At 37.7% G+C, this 18,500-nt stretch carries 14 protein-coding genes; 8 read left to right on the forward strand and 6 right to left on the reverse strand.

Annotated features, from left to right (window positions below):
* The first annotated feature begins 41 nt into the window (after nt 1–41).
* Entirely contained in the window at nt 42–416 is a 375-nt protein-coding gene (locus tag CPT03_RS06505) for a hypothetical protein (RefSeq protein ID WP_099438082.1), read from the forward strand.
* A 7-nt stretch (nt 417–423) separates the two neighbouring features.
* Here the strand turns inward: CPT03_RS06505 and CPT03_RS06510 are convergent, their stop codons facing one another.
* The 4 genes from CPT03_RS06510 to CPT03_RS06525 all read right to left on the reverse strand — a co-directional run bounded on the left by CPT03_RS06510 (nt 424) and on the right by CPT03_RS06525 (nt 6,418).
* Nucleotides 424–882 carry a DUF1569 domain-containing protein gene (locus CPT03_RS06510; protein ID WP_099438083.1) on the reverse strand — a complete coding sequence of 153 codons (459 nt, stop codon included), beginning with the start codon at nt 880–882 and terminating at the stop codon, nt 424–426.
* Nucleotides 883–948: 66 nt separating this feature from the next.
* Nucleotides 949–1,983, reverse strand: coding sequence for a DUF3500 domain-containing protein (locus CPT03_RS06515; RefSeq protein WP_099438084.1), 1,035 nt, complete (start codon nt 1,981–1,983; stop codon nt 949–951).
* Nucleotides 1,984–2,010: 27 nt separating this feature from the next.
* Entirely contained in the window at nt 2,011–4,437 is a 2,427-nt protein-coding gene (locus tag CPT03_RS06520) for a TonB-dependent receptor domain-containing protein (protein ID WP_099438085.1), read from the reverse strand.
* Between the two features lie 10 nt (nt 4,438–4,447).
* Complete coding sequence (locus tag CPT03_RS06525; protein WP_099438086.1) at nt 4,448–6,418, reverse strand: LTA synthase family protein; 1,971 nt, start codon at nt 6,416–6,418, stop codon at nt 4,448–4,450.
* 255 nt (nt 6,419–6,673) lie between these two features.
* On the opposite strand from CPT03_RS06525, the gene CPT03_RS06530 reads away from it, so the two are divergent.
* Nucleotides 6,674–7,060: a VOC family protein gene (locus tag CPT03_RS06530; RefSeq protein WP_099438087.1), complete on the forward strand. Its 387-nt coding sequence runs from the start codon at nt 6,674–6,676 to the stop codon at nt 7,058–7,060.
* 15 nt (nt 7,061–7,075) lie between these two features.
* On the opposite strand, the gene CPT03_RS06535 is transcribed toward CPT03_RS06530, so the two are convergent.
* Nucleotides 7,076–9,412, reverse strand: a complete 2,337-nt coding sequence (locus CPT03_RS06535; RefSeq protein WP_099438088.1) for an ATP-binding protein — start codon at nt 9,410–9,412, stop codon at nt 7,076–7,078.
* A gap of 129 nt (nt 9,413–9,541) precedes the next feature.
* Between CPT03_RS06535 and CPT03_RS06540 the strand changes: the two genes are divergently transcribed.
* Genes CPT03_RS06540 through CPT03_RS06555 form a run of 4 tightly spaced genes read left to right on the forward strand, consistent with a single transcriptional unit; the run spans nt 9,542 to nt 14,008 of the window.
* Nucleotides 9,542–10,432, forward strand: coding sequence for an SMP-30/gluconolactonase/LRE family protein (locus tag CPT03_RS06540; protein ID WP_099438089.1), 891 nt, complete (start codon nt 9,542–9,544; stop codon nt 10,430–10,432).
* Nucleotides 10,433–10,442: 10 nt separating this feature from the next.
* The gene (locus CPT03_RS06545) at nt 10,443–12,155 is read left to right on the forward strand and encodes an IlvD/Edd family dehydratase (protein ID WP_099441032.1); all 1,713 of its coding nucleotides are present in this window, start codon (nt 10,443–10,445) and stop codon (nt 12,153–12,155) included.
* A 22-nt stretch (nt 12,156–12,177) separates the two neighbouring features.
* Nucleotides 12,178–12,951 (forward strand): SDR family NAD(P)-dependent oxidoreductase, encoded by a 774-nt coding sequence (locus CPT03_RS06550; RefSeq protein ID WP_216641613.1) that lies wholly within the window; start codon nt 12,178–12,180, stop codon nt 12,949–12,951.
* Nucleotides 12,944–14,008 (forward strand): glycoside hydrolase family 99 protein, encoded by a 1,065-nt coding sequence (locus CPT03_RS06555; RefSeq protein WP_157766368.1) that lies wholly within the window; start codon nt 12,944–12,946, stop codon nt 14,006–14,008. The genes CPT03_RS06550 and CPT03_RS06555 overlap by 8 nt, the downstream gene beginning before the upstream one ends.
* A 42-nt stretch (nt 14,009–14,050) precedes the next feature.
* Here the strand turns inward: CPT03_RS06555 and CPT03_RS06560 are convergent, their stop codons facing one another.
* Nucleotides 14,051–16,489 carry a TonB-dependent receptor gene (locus CPT03_RS06560; protein ID WP_099438092.1) on the reverse strand — a complete coding sequence of 813 codons (2,439 nt, stop codon included), beginning with the start codon at nt 16,487–16,489 and terminating at the stop codon, nt 14,051–14,053.
* Between the two features lie 222 nt (nt 16,490–16,711).
* On the opposite strand from CPT03_RS06560, the gene CPT03_RS06565 reads away from it, so the two are divergent.
* Together CPT03_RS06565 and CPT03_RS06570 are read left to right on the forward strand one after the other, a co-directional pair.
* Complete coding sequence (locus tag CPT03_RS06565) at nt 16,712–17,782, forward strand: sensor histidine kinase (RefSeq protein ID WP_099438093.1); 1,071 nt, start codon at nt 16,712–16,714, stop codon at nt 17,780–17,782.
* A complete protein-coding gene (locus tag CPT03_RS06570) occupies nt 17,782–18,498 on the forward strand; it encodes a LytR/AlgR family response regulator transcription factor (RefSeq protein WP_099438094.1) in 717 nt (238 codons plus the stop codon). Before CPT03_RS06565 ends, CPT03_RS06570 begins: the two co-directional genes overlap by 1 nt.
* Nucleotides 18,499–18,500: the final 2 nt, after the last annotated feature.

Here is an 18,500-nt window from a genome sequence, read left to right on the forward strand (position 1 = left end):
GCCAGTTGGTATATTTAGTAGTAACTAATTAAATAAATCGTATGGATGCACATGAATTAAGAATTGGAAACATTGTTGGACTTAAAGATGGGAGTTGGTTTGTTGTAACTGAAGATCATTTTAAAACTCCAAAATTTTGGGAGTCATTTCATGGCGAATACAAAGGTGTTCCAATCAATGAATATTGGGCATCATCCTTAGGTCTACAAGTTAAGCTTAGCTCTTTCATTACTTACATAGAAGATGGTGAGGGGCAAAGCAATGAGTTCAATCTATTAAACTCAATAGATCAGAATAATTGTGAAATCTGGATAGTACAGTTGAATGAACATACGCTGAAACGTGTAGAGTATGTTCATCAGATTCAAAACCTGTTCTTTGCAATTAGCGATTATGAATTAACGCTTGCATTATAGGAGCAGATTAAACCTTAAATTGGTTTAAATGATGATTAAGATGTTTATAAAACATATTGTTCCACTCAGTCTTTGTCAGTACACCAAAAGAGTGAGATTCTTTATTGTTAAAATGAGCTTCGCCAAGTTGCTGGGTTTTTTCAATGTAGTCAATTAAGCGTGCTTTTTCATTTTCAAACACTTTAGCATCAGTAATTAAAAACTGAGGTGCAGTTGCTCCGTTCTTACCATAAGGCTTTTCGTTAACAACCTTGTTTTTTATCATTAGTTTCAAAATAAATTTCAAAAAGGCCTTAGGTTTTTTATGTATGTCCTCATACACCAATTCATAAGTTACATTGCAATGTGCCAGCATTCGGGCAACATCCATTTTACCCCATTCAGGCTGACTTTCAGGCGTTAGATTGTTAATTCTTGTAATTATCTCATCAGAAACTGATTTACTGAAGATATTAGGTAATGCCATTTTTAAGATTGTTAATAAAAATTAATTCAGGTACAATTTGCCGGTTTATAATATCGTGCGATGAAGTTAATTAAAAAAACTAAAACCACCACCGTAATCACGGGTGTGATCTCTGTAAAGAGTATGATAATGTACCTCAGCCGGAAACACGGCCCCAGGCTGGCAAATAAACTCAATCCAAACAGATGGGCCGTCAATCCGTATATAATCACCTTTATTGGTAAGTGCTGTCCCACCAAAATAGGCTATATAAGTATTATCTATTTCTGTCGTATAAGTAGCAATTAACTTTTTAGCTGTAGCATCATCAGCAATTTGCACCCAGGCTTTCATAGCGTCTACTACCATTGCTTTTTGTTGTTTGTTTAATGAACCCACTCTCAAACCCGATTTAGTGGTAGGAAATTTACCATCTGCACCAGGGCCAACTAATATATCACTAAAGCCATTATTTAATTTGGCATTTTCTAATTGTTCAGTATTCAATGAAGCCAGGATGCCTGTCAACAGATCATGGTTTGCTTTAAGAGGGGTGTAGGTAACACCATCGGCAGTCCAGGTTTTGGGCTCTAAGCCAATAAACAGGGGTGAAGCTCCAATAACCTTGCCCTGATCAAATGTTAGATTCACCGCCAGATGATGCCCCCCTAGCTGAAGTTGCCATTTCCCTGTAAGGGATGGTTTACCTAGAAATGCAATAATATAATTTCCAGCAGAATAACCATTACGGCTCGTACCCAGAAAACCGTCAGCTGCCAAAATTTGCATAGCTTGGTCATATCCCCTTGAAACTTGAGTCCCCATCGCAGCTTTAACTACTGCTTTGGCATTTTGAAGCTGTGTATCTGTTAATGAGCCCAATAAAAGCCCAAGTCTGCATTGCAATCCACATGGTAGGTTTGTCCATTTTGTTGCATTCTCTCTAACATAGTCAACAACAACCGCTTTTTGCTGATCGGCATTTAAAGATTTGATAAAGGTATTTGCGGCATTTACAACTTGTCCAGGGGTAAAGGTGTTATTTATTTTAGTAACCGACTTGCTGTTTATACTAAAAAGCAAAACAAATAATATACAGAATATTGTGCTAAGGTTTTTCATATACAAGGCCAATAATTATAAAAATAACTAAAATTTATAACTATATGCTAGTCTAAAAACCTGCGTTTCGTAAAAGTCATTACTTGTATAAAAAAAACCATTACCTTCAATTTGTTTTTTAATAACCATTGTATTCAGCAGATCAGTGGCATTAAAGAAAATTTCTCCTTTACCGCTCTGTACAGATTTTTTTAAGCCTGCATCTATTGAGAATCTTGATTGAATTTTGCCTTGAGGTATAATATCGGGCGCTAAATAAATGGCGGTTAATTGTGCATCAAAGCCATTGGATATACGAAGAATATTATTCAGCTTAACATTTCCAGAAATTGCTGTTTGCTTTTCGGCATAAAAAGTATTAGGTAATGGATATAAGTTTAGTACTGTAAAAGCATCGATTTGATTTCTGTAAATATTACCGTTAAAATTAAATGAATAAATATTGGATACTTTTTGGTTTAAGATAGCCTCTACACCCGTATTATAACTCTGATTAGCATTTTGAAATATAGCGTAAATCAATTTGCTTCCTGGAACAATGCTCGATATTCTGGTAATAGTACCATCTGCAGAACGATGATATAAGGCTGAATAGAAATATCCGTTGTCCCAATTGTTTTTATAACCTAACTCAATAGAATTAGTAAACTGGGGACGCAATGCCGGATTGCCAACTTTAATAATTTCAGCATCGTCATATTTCGGAAAAATTCTGATATCTACTTCATTAGGCCTATCAACTCTTCTATTATAAAACATAGAAATTTTGTTACTGTTATTCAGTTTATAAGCTAATCTTAGGTTTGGGAAAGGTTGCGTATAATTATACCCATCACTTTTGTACGTTGGATGATCAGGATTTACATCATACTGAATTTTAACATACTCAACGCGTAAGCCTAATTCTGCTTCCCACTTTTCATTTTCAAAAACATAGTTGCCATATAAGGCAGGTATTAATTCTTTGTAGTTAGCCCAGCCTCCGGCATTCTTATCCAAAACAGAATTAGCTCCTGGAATAAAATTCATATCGGTCGGAATGCTTCTGCTGCGCAATTTTACACCTGTCTCTATCCGCCCATATTTTAGTGGTTTAATGTAATCAATGTTAAAATCATATACTTTCTCATCCGACAATAGTTTAAAAGCATCTGTGCCTTTTGATTCAAGTAAGTAATTATCGTAAAAATACTTTTCATCTTCGCGGTGAAACGTATAATTAAAACCAGCGCTCAATAAATGTCCTGCATCTTTAAATTTATATTGGTAAGCTGCGGTAGCCATTGCAGTTGTTTTTAGTTCATCTTCCAGAAACTGCCAAAGGCGAATTCGTTCAAGCTTATTGCCATCAAAAAAAGGCTGATCACCCTTGTCTATAATTTTCTCGCTGCCGTACATTCCCGAAACTGTGAGCATACTCTTCTCATCAATATTCCAATCAATACCAGTCTTAGTTGTTAAAAAATTAGTATTTCTGTTTCGTTTCAACTGCGAATTTATAACAGTTTGATCATCATAAGTGCGGGTTACAAACTCATTCTTGTTTAGTGTGTGGGTATAAAGGTTGTCGGCTTGTAAAAAAAGATTCACTTTATCTTTTCGGTAATTGAGAGACAATGATGGATTGACTTTTGGTGTAAACGTATACTGGGGTCTAATTGTAGGTAGGTTTTCTTTTCTTACCCACAACGAGCCTAAACCGGTAGTAAATCCTGCTTTTCCATTAAAACCATTCTGTTTGTTTTTTTTCATAATGATATTAATGATTCCTGCATTACCATTAGCATCATATTTTGAAGAAGGATTATTAATGATTTCAATTTTGTCAATTGCTGATGCAGGAATATTGTCTAGACCTGCCTGACTTCCAAATCCTGTTAATGCAGTTTGTTTTCCATCAATTAGAATAGTTATTTTGTCATTACCCCTTAGCTGTACTTTTCCGTCTTGCACGGTTACACCCGGTAGATTTTGCATACTTTGCAATACAGATCCACCACTTTGACTGATATTGTCTGACAAAGAATATGTTTTTTTATCTAGCTTATCACTTATGTCACTGGTTTTGGCGGTAATATTCACGCCATCAAGCGAAGTAGATTTTTCCTTTAATTCAATTGGTGGAAGATCTAAAAATTCGGAAAGGCTGCCAATAAATAAATGCTGCAACTTGTTTTCGAAACCAATATAAGATGCCTCTAACAGATAGTTACCTGGCTTAATTCCTTCAATCGTGAACCTTCCGTCTTCGCCTGTTATCGTGCCGGAAACGAAGCTGCTATCTTTTTCATGTTTTAAAACTACATTGGCATACGGAATTGCATTAAGGAATTCACTGCTCTTTACTATACTAGAAATGGTAACTTTATTGACATCCAATTTTTTTTGAGCCAGAGTTTTTATGGCTAAAGCGCATAGTAGTAAAACGCATATATTTACCTTTAAATATTTCATTTGTAGAAGTTTATGGTAATTGCTGGTTTTTTTTATTCAACTCCTTCATTTTACCATTTTTAAACCTTTCACTTGCAGTCTGGTAATAAGAAATTGTTTCTGATACTAATTCTTTGTCCTGAGATTTTACCTCAGTTAATGAATTGTCTTTTTCAGAAACCGAAAATTGTTTTACTCTTTTTCGATCGTCTATTTGAGTAAATAAATTTCTTTTAAGCATCCCCAAAGTCCTGTAATTTCCTATGAAAGCCCGTTCTTCATAGGCTTTCGTTTCATTTACATCTTTACCGTAAAAGGCAGTATTGTAGTTCCATCCTAAATAGCCAAATAGTGTAGGCATCAAGTCAATTTGTGAAACCAGTCTATCAATTCTTTGAGATCGCTCAGGTAGATTATAAATGATTGCAGGTATGTGATGTTTATCTATATTTATTTCCCATTTACCTGCACTGCTTGCGCAATGGTCAGCTACTATAACAAACACAGTGTTTGCAAACCAGCTTTTCTTTTTAGCTTTGGTAATAAATGCTCCTAAAGCATAATCAGTGTACTTTACTGCTGCATTTCTATTTCCTTTAGGTAGGTCAATTTTACCATCAGGAAACGTGTAAGGTTTATGATTAGACGTAGTCATTACAAACTGAAAAAATGGAGTATTCTGTGCAAAGGTCTTATCAGCATACTTTATGGCTTGATTATATAAATCCTCATCACAAATACCCCAGGCATTTTCAAAACTTATTTCATTGTCAGGGATTTTGAAACGATGCGTAGGAATATCATCTGATAGGGGATTGCCTCTGTCTCGGTCTACAATATCAAAGCCCTGCCCACCAAAAAAGTTATTCATATTATCAAAGTACCCATCGCCTCCGTAAATAAAGTACGAATGATAATTCTTTTCTTTAAAAACAGTGGCTGTCGAAAATAAACCTTTATTATCTGGTCTTCTTACAATACTATTCCCCGGAGTTGGAGGTACACAAAGCGTAAGCGCTTCCATTCCCCTAACAGTTCTTGTACCGGTAGCGTACATATTGTTAAAGAAAATACTGTTATTAGCAAGACTGTCGTAATTAGGAGTAATATTTTCCTTATTGCCAAACGTACTTAAAAAATCCGCACTAAAACTTTCGATGGCAATTAATATTACATTTGGCCTTTTTTCATTCGTTCCTTTAGTATACCTGATAATATTATCCCACTGTCCAGAGGTATAATTCTGATTTTCCTGTAAAAGATGCTTTCTAACAATACTGTAAATTTCATTTTCGGGAAGTTTAGGGTAAAAACTATTGTAGTCAAGCTCATTCGACCTAAACGCGGCAAAGAAAGAAAATGTTCCATTTTTTCCAAGCTCATTTATTACTGCATTGTTACTAAAATCTGCTTGTTTATTTTGCAATAATTCTAATAGTAATACTGTTGTAAGTAATAAAGGCGCAGCGTAGATAGCTCGGATACGGATGGAACTTTTTTCTGAAAATGTTTTTCTTAAAGCTTCTGTTTTGTGTAATAAAATAAATGTAGCCACAACCAAAGCCAGTAGTATCGCAATTACCAAAGGCAATGGATAAGATTGGTTTATGTTTGAAACAACTTCATAAGTGTATATCAGGTAGTCAACTGCTATAAAATTGAACCTTACTCCGAATTCATCCCAAAATGGAATTTCAGCCATCAAACTGAAATAAATAATGAAAAGAGTTAACGATAAGTAGATATAGGTAAATGCTTTGTCAAGTGCAGAGCCAATCCATCTTTTTGGGAGTAAAAAAAGATAAATAATATATAGAAACAGGAAGCATAAACCTGCAGTTAAGTCAAAAAGAATCCCAGTCGCAAAAGATCTTAAAACAGAAATTAAACTGGCATCTACATCCTTTGCAGACCAAATGATGAATGTTATCCTTATTAGAAATGAAACAAACATGTATATCCCTAAAACGGAAAACACAGTAGAAAATCTTTTAGTACTCATATCTCATTTTTTTAATGAGGTAAAGTACCATGTCAATTTAGAAGAAAATCTGAATTTTAAAGATTATTGAAAATTATTTACCAAATTCCAGTACCATGACATTCTTTTCTAGCCGTATGTAGATCGGAGTGGTATATACCGCAGTTTACTAATGCATGTCGCAACCTACCGTCACAAATGTCACTTCTACACCCATGGTGTTTAACTAAAACACCATATTTTTGTGTTATAGCTTTTAACTAAAAAAATATAGATATGAACCCGAAAAAGATATGGTCGAATTTAACAGTAAGTGATCTGGACCGAACAACGAAATTTTATGCAACACTTGGATTTAAATCCAATGGGAGATCAGCCGACCTAACCAGCTTTTTTATAGGTGAAAATAATTTTGTAATGCATTTCTTCTTAGAAGATAAGCTGAAGGCAAATGTGGAGATTGAAATTTCTGACGCACACATCGCAAATGAAGTTATATTCACCCTTTCTGCTGAAAGCGAAGATGAGGTAAATGAGTGGGAGGAAGCAGTTGAAATCGCTGGTGGAAAGATTGTTTCAAAAGCACAGAAGTTTGGAGAGGGGTATTATGGTCTTGTGTTTTCTGACCCCGATGGTCATAAATTTAATGTGTTTTACATGTAAAAGCTCTGATTTAGTTTACCTGTCTTCCAAAGTATAATGCATTACTTTTTTAAATAACTCTTCCGGTAAAAATGGCTTTATAATGTAATCATCTATACCTGCCTCTTTTATCTGATCTTGTATTTCGCTTGCCAGGTTAGCTGTAAGTGCTACTATTGGTTTTGTAACACCAGTTTTGCGCATCTTTCTTGCTGCTTCATATCCATCAAGAATTGGCATTTGCAAGTCCATAAGTACGATTTTATGTCTGGAATTATCAAATTTATGAAGAGCTTCAAAACCGTTTAAAGCTACATCAATTGAGGCTCCCCAACCCTCAAGATATCGTTGGGCAACAAGAATATTCATTGGGTTATCTTCAACTAATAAAATATGTAATCCATCAAAAGGTTTTAAATTTTGTATAGTTTCTTCTACATTGTAATTGCTCTCATTTCTTTTTCCGGCTTTTTCAAAAGTTTGCTCAAAATAGAAAGTAGAGCCTTTGCTTTCAATACTTTTTACATTTAAAGTGGAATCTTGTAATTCAAGGATTTTTTTAGATATGGCTAATCCGAGGCCAGTACCTTTTGGTCCTTTAAAGCCAGAAGTGTTTACTTGCATAAACCGCTCAAATACAATTGCCAATTTCTCTTTTGAGATACCTACACCTGTATCCTTTACCTCAATAGAAAGAGTTATTGATGTTTTATTTTGAGATACAACGGTTATAGAAACCTTTACGGAACCTTTTTCGGTAAATTTTATGGCGTTATGTACCAGATTTGTAATTACCTGCGTAGTTCTGGTCGGATCGCCAATTACCTTGTTTTGTAAAGCCTTATCTGTTGTTAAGGAAAGAATTAAACCTTTGTCTTTCGCAGCCATTTCAAGGCCCTTAACAATATACTCAGTAATAGATACAATATCCATTTCAGAACGTTCAATAGATATTGTCCCTGATTCAATTTTATGGTAATCTAAAATATCGTTTACTATAGCCAAAAGATTATTCGCCGAAAAACGCAACACATCCAGTTGTTCTATCTGATCCTCGCGCGGGTTGGTTTTCGACAGCAGGTGGCTCATACCAATTACTGCGTTTAGCGGTGTCCTTATTTCGTGGCTCATATTGCTCAGGAACTCGCTTTTGGCAATAAGTCCTTCTTCGGCTTGCGCTTTTGCCTGTTTTAATGCAAACGAAACCCTGTGTGATAGGGCCAGCGATTGCATAAAAAAGAACAAAATATAGCATAAAAAGCTAATTAACTCATAAGGAGGTATAATTTGCCAATAGTGAAGTAGCGAGATTACGAATACCGGAAACATGGCAAATGAGCTCATTAAGGTATATATCGCGCCAGTCCTGTTTTTTCTGTATGCCCTTATGTATACGTATGGCACATACAGCAGGCTGAACAGCATTACTACTAAAAATGGATTAATTAATTGGGTAAAATAAAAAGGAGGCAAGCAGATTACTGCTAAACTAAATAAGCAGCATACTGCACATATTGACTTTGCAATCAGTATATTAATATCTCTTGGATACAGATTCAGGGTATAAAGTGCAAATAGCCCTATACCTATAAATAAGGTAAGGTATTCGAGCCTTAAGGTTAGGTACCAGCTAAGGTTAGGTATAATGGTGTGCAGCACATACGTATCCGTACCTATAATTCTGTAGGTATATACTAAAGAAAAAATAGCGAAAAAGAGGATTGCCTTATCGTTTTTGCCAAGTAAGTATAAGCCCATAAAAAACAGGCCGCCCATTAACATACATCCTGTGAGTACAAGATTTATGGCCGATGATTGCCGTCTGCGCAGAATTACCTCATCTCTGTTGCCAATTGTTATGGGCTTTTTTACACCGCCTTTGCTGTGGGCAAAATTGGAGACTTGTAATAACAAATTTAGTGTATCAGCATTGGCAGCTATTGGAACCGTTTGGGGTTGCCAGTAGGGTACAGCGCTTCCTTTGTTTGTGCCAACCCTTCCGTTTGTTGCCTCTGCCTTGCCGTTTACATATAGTTTGTACGATGTATAGGTTTCGGGCATGCCCATCAAAAACGATTTTCTATTATGGGGCAAGAGCACTGTAACTTTATAGGTAGCATAGCCAAAGCCCTTCCATGTATACGGAAAATTAACCAGTTTGCCGTCTTTTGCCGTTGTATCACCAGGTTCAAGAAGCTGGTTCCAGTAAAACTCCCATTGGTTGCCAATCTTTACAATTTTATCAAAAGATTGATTGCGCAAATCTATTACTGCTTTTGGATTAGCCGCAACAGGTATGGTAGTACCAGTAGTTATTTTACTGCTAATTAATAGTACTATCAGAAATAAAAGATAAGGTTTGTTAACCCACATTGAACGTTATAAGCAAAATAATTATCTAAAGATACAATTATATTTCTATTTGATTTGTTACCTTCTTTACAAAATTCTATTACATATATTTATCTTTTAACATTGAACTAACCAAATACGAATCTTCAAATGGTAAACAAAACAGGGGCAGCAGTGTTGTATCCTTCGGGTTGTGTATTGGGCGAGAGCCCGATGTGGCACAATGAGCGACAGAGTTGCTTTTGGGTGGATATTGAGGGCTGCATGATTTATGAATATAGCTTGGCTAGTAAAACCTGCAGCCAATATCAGTTAGCTAGCCGTGTTTCATTAATTGTTAAAAGCAATACTGCTGACGAACTTATCCTGGGTTTACAGGGTGGTGTAGCCCGGTTTAACCTGGTTACCGAAACCTTATCTATAATTACTGCTGACCTTAATGCCGACTGGAAAACCTACAGGTGTAATGATGGGGGCTGCGACAATATGGGCAGATTATGGATAAGTACTACTGAACTGAAACACAAAGCAGATGCAGGTGCGCTTTATTGTGTTGATAAAAACACGAAGGTTAGCGAGAAAATGGATAAGCTATCTATTTCTAATGGTATGGCATGGACTGCCGACAACAAGAGGCTCTATCATACTGATAGTATTACAGGTGCTATTAAATCATATTTATATGATGAGCTTGCCGGTGATCTGGAATTTGAGCGGATAGTTGTGCAAGTTCCTTTAGAAAAGGGTCTGCCGGATGGCATTGCACTGGATGCCGAAGGTAAGCTCTGGATAGCCCTGTGGGGTGGTTATGGTGTGGGCAGGTTTGATGTAGAATCTGGTGAAATGATTGGATTTATTGATATTCCGGCCCCTAATGTAAGCAGTTGTGCTTTTGTAGGCGAGGCCCTGGACAGGATGATCATCACCACGGCAAAAAAAGAAATGACAGAAAACGACCTTAAGGAATTTCCCCAAAGTGGTCATATATTTATAGTAGGGCCGGGCGTAACAGGTGCTCAGGTTTTTAATTGCGCGTTATAATAAAATTGATATGGAAAAAAAGCTTCGCAGTCAGCAATGGTTTGGTAAAAAGGGTAAGGATGGATTTATTTACAGGGCCTGGATGAAAAATCAGGGCATTCCGGCTGATGAGTTTCAGGGTAAGCCTGTTATTGGAATATGCAATACATGGTCGGAACTTACACCTTGCAATGCACATTTCAAGGAACTTGCCGAATCTGTAAAAAGAGGGGTAATTGAGGCAGGTGGTTTCCCGGTTGAGTTTCCGGTAATGTCGTTAGGTGAAACGCTTATTAAACCTACCGCCATGCTTTACCGCAACCTGGTAAGTATGGATGTGGAAGAGTCTATAAGGGCTAACCCTATTGATGGTGTGGTGTTGATGTGCGGGTGCGATAAAACTACTCCGGCGCTGGTTATGGGTGCTTGCAGTGTTGATATTCCTGCTATTGTGGTTTCGGGTGGTGCTATGCTTACGGGCAAATTTCAGGGGAAAAATATAGGTACAAGTGATATATGGCGTTTTTCTGAGAGCGTGAGGTCGGGAATCATGTCGGAAGAAGAACTGAACCTTGCCGAGGCCGGTATGTGTCGTAGCAGGGGACATTGTGCGGTTATGGGTACTGCATCATCTATGGCTTGCATGGTTGAGGCGCTTGGGCTTTCGCTGCCCGGCAACGCTGCTATTCCTGCTGCCGATGCTTCAAGAAAGGTGCTTGCCCAGTTCTCTGGACGTAGGATTGTAGATATGGTTAGGGAAGACCTTAAACCATCTGATATTCTGGTACGCAAAGCTTTTGAAAACGCAATAAAGGTAAATGCGGCTATTGGTGGCTCTACCAATTTTGTTATACACCTGCTGGCCATTGCTGGCAGAGTGGGCATCCCTTTGAATATTGATGATTTTGACCGTTTCTCTGCCGGAATACCGCTGATCGCTAATCTACAGCCATCCGGTGCGCATTTTATGGAAGATCTGTATTATGCGGGTGGTTTGCCTGCGGTAATGAAAGAAATGCAAAGCCTTTTAAATGCAGAATGTATTACTGTAAATGGCAGGAGTATAGGCCAGAACCTTGAAAGGGCGCAGACTTTGAACCAGGAGGTGATTGCATCTGTGGAAAGCCCTTTTAAGCTTGATTCTGGTGTGGCAGTGTTAAAGGGAAATCTTTGTCCGCATGGTGCCATTATTAAGCCTTCGGCAGCTAATCCGCGTTTAATGCAGCATACTGGCAAGGCTGTAGTATTTGAAAACATTGAAGATTATAAGCTCAGAATTGATGATCCGGAACTGGAAGTTGATCCTGATAGTGTGCTGGTACTAAAAAATACCGGCCCTAAGGGTTATCCCGGCATGCCTGAAGTTGGCAACATGGGCTTGCCTAAAAAGATGCTCGATTTAGGAGTTACTGATATGGTACGTATATCTGATGGCCGCATGAGCGGAACCGGTTTTGGAACTGTGGTACTCCATGTATCGCCGGAAACTGCTGAAAACGGTACAATTGCCCTGGTTAAAAACGGTGATATGATTGAACTGGATGTTGTAGGCCGAAAATTAAACTTGCTGGTGCCTGATGATGAACTGGAAAGAAGAAGGATCGCGCTTGCTGATCCTGTAAACCAGTTTAAGCGGGGCTACGCAAGGTTGTATGTAGAACATGTTGAACAAGCACATTTAGGTGCTGATTTTGATTTTTTAAAAGGTAACTCAGGTAGTGAAGTATTACGCGATTCACATTAATTTATAAAGACGAAAGACTATTATGATGACTTCAACAGCATTTGTTAATAAGACGGTAATTGTAACCGGTGCCGGACAGGGCATTGGATTTGAAATATGTAAGCAACTGGCATCCAGAGGTGCTACAGTTTTATTAAATGATATTGATGAGGTGCTGGCTAATAAAGCAGCACAGGCTATTAAAGGCGCAGGTGGAAATTGTATTGCCTGTGCAGGCGATTCGGGTGATAAAGAGTTTATCCAAAGTATGGTTGATCTGGCAGTGAAAACTTCTGGCAGCCTGGATGTTGTGATTGCTAATGCAGGTATTACTTTATTTGGTGATTTCTTTACTTATCCTCAGGATTCTTTGTACAAGGTGTTGCATACTAATTTGGGCGGCACATTCTTTTTAGCACAGGCCGCGGCCAACCAAATGAAAAAACAGGGCAGAGGTGGCTCTTTATTGTTTACTTCTTCTGTTACTGCGCATCAGGCGCATAAAGACCTTGCTGCCTATGGTATGACTAAAGCTGCTCTTGAAATGCTGGCCAAAAACCTTGTACTAGAGCTTTCTCCGTTTAAAATTAATGTAAATACCATTGCACCGGGTGCAACCTTAACTGAGCGTACTTTAGATGATCCTAATTATGAAGCGGTATGGTCTAGAATTACACCTATGGGCAGCCCTGCTAAAACTATTGATATTGCCAATGCTGCCTTGTTTATGGTTTCTGATGGTGCAAAACATATAACCGGCCAAAGTTTGGTTATTGATGGTGGCTGGAGTGCAATTAGTCCTTCGCCAAATGAATAGATTAAGAAAAGTTATCTTCCTTTTGCCGCTGGTTCTGTTGTTTTGCGGATCGGCCGTAGCAATTAAACCAAAGGTTTTTTGCTTTTATTACAATTGGTATCAAACCAAGGCTTTTGATGGTGTAGATCAGCACTGGTCGCATTGGAGCAATGGCGATCCTAATGGTTACCCCGGTGGTGATAACATAGGTGCTAATTTTTTTCCATCCTTAGGGAATTATAGTACAAATGACCCCGTGCTGGTAGGCAAACACATGAACATGATTGCTAAAGCCGGTATAAATGCAGTTTTTTTGACCTGGTGGGGCAAAGGTCATTTTACAGCAAAGAGCATCCCGGTGATACTTGATGAAGCTAAAAAGGCTGGTGTAAAAGTCGGTTTTCAGATTGAACCTTACGGAAACAGGTCGCCTTTAACGGTTAAGGCCGATGTGAAATACATTGTTGATACTTATGGCAAACACCCTGCTTTTTATTATTCTGATGAGAAGAAACCGCTTTTCTTTGTTTATGATTCATACTTAAGCAAAGCCGCTGAATGGTCAGAGGTCTTATCGCCATCTGGAAATTCAACAATTAGAAAGACGGCTTATGATGCTGATTTTATCGGTCTTTGGGTTAACGATAATGAGCATCAGTTCTTTAAAGATTCAGGATTTGACGGGTTCTATACTTATTTTGTTTCGAAGGTGTTCCGCTATGGTTCTAACCCAAATAACTGGGCTAAGATGCAGGAATGGGCGGTTCAGAATAAGAAAATATTTATCCCCTGTGTAGGGCCGGGTTATATAGATGAACGTATTCGCCCTGAAAACAGTGCCAACACTCAAAGCAGGGATAATGGGGCATATTATGATGATTATTGGATGAAAGCAATTGCTGTGAAAAGCCCATATGTGGCCATTACTTCATTTAACGAATGGCATGAGGGTACACAAATTGAACCTGCAAAGCCAAAGCGCATTACAGGTTTTACTTACCTTGATTATAACCCGCTGTCAGATGATTATTACCTAACCAGAACGAGATATTGGACTAATCGTTTCTTAAAAAAATGACGAGAGATTTTTCAGGGCGCCACTCCGACGCCCGTCATCTTATTACATCCTGCTCTTTTCTTCGTCAAGCGCATTGTTTCTATGCTTGCTTTTACGTGTAAAGGTATCTTTACCAAAGCTCCAGGTAAATGAAATGCCAAAGCGTTGTGTATCTGTTTCGCCTATTTGATAGGAATAGGCTTGTGCCAGTGCTACTGATCGTTCCCTGGCTACCCAGCTATGGAATATGTCATCCATATTGAATCTGATACTTGCTTTATCTTTCCAGATCTTTTTTTGAATTGCTGCATTTACCCTGTATCTGCCTGCTGTATAAGTTTGGCCGTTTAAATCACGGCTGGCATAATAGCTGTCCAGTTCAGCGTTCCAGCCTTTTTTAAGCTGAAATCTGTTGTATACGCCAATTCTGGCCACATAGGTACTAGGATTAAGTTTTTCGCCATAAGCAGTGCCATCTAATCCCATTTTTGAAAGCTGAGGCTCAAAATAAAGCGTCCACCATTCAGAAGGTGTAGCTGTAATGCTGGTATTAAGGATCATCATGTAACCAAAAGCTACGTTCTCTGGCTTCCTGATAAAGACATCGTCAACCACACGTGTGGTCTGAAAAATTACATCTGTAAAGCGGTTGTAGCTTAAGCCCATTCTAAGCCATTGTTTGTGCTGATATTTAAGTTCATAACGCATCTGATATTGAGGGGTTAGTTCCGGATTACCTGAAGAATAGGAGTACTTGTCTTTAAACATTACAAATGGATTTAGGTACTGATAATTTGGTCTGTTTATTCTTTTGCTGATGCTAAAGTTTAACGTGTTAGTGCCTACTGTATCCAGCTTGTAATTAAAGAATATACTTGGAAACAGTTGGGTATAATTTTTATTAAAACTGCTTCCCTGCACTGCTGCATTGCCCAACTGTTCGCCTTTAGACCGGGTGTTTTCCAAACGTAATCCTAATTGGATAGACAGGTGTTTCCAGCCCTTTGTGGCATTAACGTAGGCAGAGTTGATGTTCTCTCTGAATTTGAAATGGTTTGATTGTCCGTTATCGATAACCGGTCCCTGATCGGTAATGTTGTAATAATCAGACTTGTTATCATTGTAAACTAAACTCGACTTAAAGCCAGCTTCGAATCTTGCATTGTTTTTCATGGTTTGTACATAGTCTGCCTTAGCTGTATAGATATTTATGGTAGATGGTAAATCGTAAAAGAATTTACTGTTGCTAATTGGCTCGCCGTCTGGCTGATAAAGTGAGTTTACCAGCGATTGATTGCCTGTACTGCGGTAATTGAGATAGTTGATATCGGCAGACAGTTCTTTTCCTGTTGTTCCGAATTTGTGCAGAAAATTGAGGTTAGAGCCTATATTGGTCCTTTTATTATCGCCAATGGTATTTCCTTCACCAATGTTGTCTAGCTGTCCGGCGCTGTAATTGTCGCTGTTGTAATTAAACAGGTCGTTGTTTTTATTGTCGTTTATATTCAGCTGCAAGCCATAGGTGGTATTTGGAGTAGCGGCATAATCTAATCCTGCGTTTGCGTTTAAGCCATTGCTTTTAAATTCCTGGTTGTTTATCAGCCCCACAGTTGATGTGGGCTTATTACTGCTGTCAAAAAAACTCCTTGTGATGTTGTCGTAGCTATAGTTTTTTTCGTGGCTATAGCCAAGGCTTCCAAATAAGTTGATCTTTTTATAGTTGTAGTTCAGGTTCATGGAAGTGTTATTTCTTCCGTACTCGCCCTTAGAATATCCTGTAGAAAAGCTTCCTATAAAACCACCTATTCTACTTTTTTTCAGTTTGATATTGATAATTGCATTTCCAGATGCGTCGTAGCGGGCAGGAGGGTTTTCCATCAATTCTATTTTATCTAAAAGAGAACCGGGAAGTGATTTCAGGTAAAGAGAAAGGTCGCGTCCGGACATATATGTAGAGCGCCCGTCAATTAAAACCATTATTCCAGAGCGGCCGTTTAAGGTAATGTCGCCATTGGAGTTTATAACAATGCCGGGTGTTTTTTCGAGCACTTCTAAAGTATTGCTGCTGGCACTGCTGATCATGGCATCAACATTAACCACTGTTTTGTCTATTTCCATTTGAATTAATGGTCGTTTTGCCTTAATAACTACTTCTGCAAGTTCTGTACTTTTAGCTGGTAATAATACAATTACCGGAAGAATGATGCCTTTATTTTCTTCAACATGTAGGGGCGATGAGTTGAATTCCTTCATTCCTACGGCTGTTATCTTTAATAAATAGCTGCCTTTTGCGATATTATTGAATTGAAACTTGCCATCAACATCTGTAGTTCGTGTATTTATAACTGCAGTATCTGTGGCTTTAAGCAGACGTACTGTAGCGCCACCAATGGCTTCATTTTTTGAATCTTTTACAGTTGAAGAAATAATGCTGGGGTTAACCTGCGCAAGGGCCGTAAGCGAGATAAGAGAAGCTAAAAAGAAGATGATATATGTTTTCATTACAATTTGTTTTAATGGTGATTAGGTTATTGATTGATCAAATATTGCCTGTTCAGAATAGCTACGAAAAAAAATATGTTGTAACTTGGCTGTTCGTTGATGGAAAGCCGTTTTAGGGTGTTGAATAGTTTTATAACCTGTTTTTAAGATTCTGTCAATGATTTTGGCCTGTTCATCAGTAAATATTTATTGGCTCGGTGAACTTGTTCAAATTTGTAGCCTATGAACGATACAAGGAACATCAGCAATAATACGAGCGGTATAAAATTTAAGCCATTGATTAGTTTTTTTGGCCAGCCACTTTATATTTTCTTATCTTTTATTGTAGCTATCCCCATCTTTTTGGTGATAGAAACGTATGCGAAGTCTATTGAGGTTCATGAAGATGAAGCTGTAGCCTTTGCCGGAACTGTAGTCTTTTTTATCGGGTTGTTTACGGGCAGGTATATTGCCCAGATTTGGACTGTAAGGTTAAAAACTCTTCCCAAAGAGCTTGCTTTGGGGTTATTTATCCTGATTGTTGTTTGTATTGGGTGGTTGTTTTTTCATGCTGATTTCCCTTTGAAAGGAAGAGTTGCTATTAATTTATTACTGTCGTGGCTTCCATTTATGCTCATCAGTTTGTCGCTTGGTGCATTGATCAAGATCGTTCATGCGGTTTCTGAGAACAGGTTACGGGAGGCCAGAACAATGGCTGCTCATAGCAAAAGTGAGCTGCATTTGCTGCAATCTCAATTGAGCCCGCATTTTCTGTTTAACACGCTGAACAACATGTATGGCCTTTCTATTACCGATCATGAGAAAATACCGGGATTACTGCTGAAACTATCGGAATTATTGCGCTATTCCGTTTATGATGCAACAGAAATATATGTTCCATTAAAGGACGAAGTAGCCTACATTAACAACTACATAGACTTTGAAAAGATAAGAATTGGCGACAGGCTGGTATTAACCACAGAAATTGAAGAGGTAATTATGCCCGAAATTAAAATAGCCCCTATGCTTTTAATTGTGTTTATTGAAAATGCTTTTAAACACTCTAAAAATACAATTGACGAGAAGATATACATAGATATAAAATTAAAGACCTGGGGTAATTCTATTCTGTTCTCAGTTAAAAACTCATACGGAAAAGAAGAGAAAGAGAGAAATACGCTTAACAAAAGCAGTGGTTTTGGTTTAGATAATGTTAGTAAAAGACTAGGATTGCTTTATCCGGGAGAACATGAATTAAGCATTAAAAGGGATAATTCATTTTACAATGTTATCTTACATTTAAAAATGAAATAATGAACCAGGTAAACTGCCTTATTGTTGATGACGAGCCCATTGCAAGGGATATAATAAAGACTTATTGCGGTCACCTTGATTACCTGAACGTGGTAGCCTCTTGCGGAAACGCACTTGAAGCAAAAGCGGTATTGCAGAAACAAAAGATTGATATCCTTTTTCTGGATATTAATATGCCGATAATGGACGGGATTTCATTTGTAAAAACGCTAAAAGATCAGCCTCAGATTATATTTACTACTGCATATAAGGAATTTGCAGTGGATGCATTTGACCTGGCTGCTTGCGATTACCTGTTAAAACCATTCTCTTTTGATCGTTTTATTATAGCTGTAGATAAAGCTTTAGAGAAATTTGAACCTAAAACTAATGTGCAGACAAATGAAGTTTCTGGCTCTGCTGCTGAAGACTTTATTTTTATTAAAACAGATGGCAAGATCTATAAAATTGAATATGATGACTTGCTTTATGCCGAAGCGCAAGGTAATTACACCAAAATCATAACTACGGGTAATTTGCTGTTGCCAAAAATGCCTTTTTCGAACTTCGAAGAACTATTGCCAAAAGCGCTTTTTTTAAGAACGCATCGTTCATTTATCATTAATAAGTCCAAAATTGGCCACATTGAGGGCAATCGTATCTTTATTAATAACAATGAAATTCCGATTGGAAGTAATTACAAAGATCAGTTGTTAAAAGACCTTGGTTTTTCTTAAAA

The sequence above is a fragment of the Pedobacter ginsengisoli genome (assembly GCF_002736205.1).
Lineage (GTDB): Bacteria > Bacteroidota > Bacteroidia > Sphingobacteriales > Sphingobacteriaceae > Pedobacter > Pedobacter ginsengisoli_A.

Coding starts and splice junctions, on each gene's coding strand:
- CPT03_RS06505 (WP_099438082.1), top strand. CDS start 42: ATGGATGCACATGAATTAAGAATTGGAAACATTGTTGGACTTAAAGAT.
- CPT03_RS06510 (WP_099438083.1), bottom strand. CDS start 882: ATGGCATTACCTAATATCTTCAGTAAATCAGTTTCTGATGAGATAATT.
- CPT03_RS06515 (WP_099438084.1), bottom strand. CDS start 1,983: ATGAAAAACCTTAGCACAATATTCTGTATATTATTTGTTTTGCTTTTT.
- CPT03_RS06520 (WP_099438085.1), bottom strand. CDS start 4,437: ATGAAATATTTAAAGGTAAATATATGCGTTTTACTACTATGCGCTTTA.
- CPT03_RS06525 (WP_099438086.1), bottom strand. CDS start 6,418: ATGAGTACTAAAAGATTTTCTACTGTGTTTTCCGTTTTAGGGATATAC.
- CPT03_RS06530 (WP_099438087.1), top strand. CDS start 6,674: ATGAACCCGAAAAAGATATGGTCGAATTTAACAGTAAGTGATCTGGAC.
- CPT03_RS06535 (WP_099438088.1), bottom strand. CDS start 9,412: ATGTGGGTTAACAAACCTTATCTTTTATTTCTGATAGTACTATTAATT.
- CPT03_RS06540 (WP_099438089.1), top strand. CDS start 9,542: ATGGTAAACAAAACAGGGGCAGCAGTGTTGTATCCTTCGGGTTGTGTA.
- CPT03_RS06545 (WP_099441032.1), top strand. CDS start 10,443: ATGGAAAAAAAGCTTCGCAGTCAGCAATGGTTTGGTAAAAAGGGTAAG.
- CPT03_RS06550 (WP_216641613.1), top strand. CDS start 12,178: ATGATGACTTCAACAGCATTTGTTAATAAGACGGTAATTGTAACCGGT.
- CPT03_RS06555 (WP_157766368.1), top strand. CDS start 12,944: ATGAATAGATTAAGAAAAGTTATCTTCCTTTTGCCGCTGGTTCTGTTG.
- CPT03_RS06560 (WP_099438092.1), bottom strand. CDS start 16,489: ATGAAAACATATATCATCTTCTTTTTAGCTTCTCTTATCTCGCTTACG.
- CPT03_RS06565 (WP_099438093.1), top strand. CDS start 16,712: ATGAACGATACAAGGAACATCAGCAATAATACGAGCGGTATAAAATTT.
- CPT03_RS06570 (WP_099438094.1), top strand. CDS start 17,782: ATGAACCAGGTAAACTGCCTTATTGTTGATGACGAGCCCATTGCAAGG.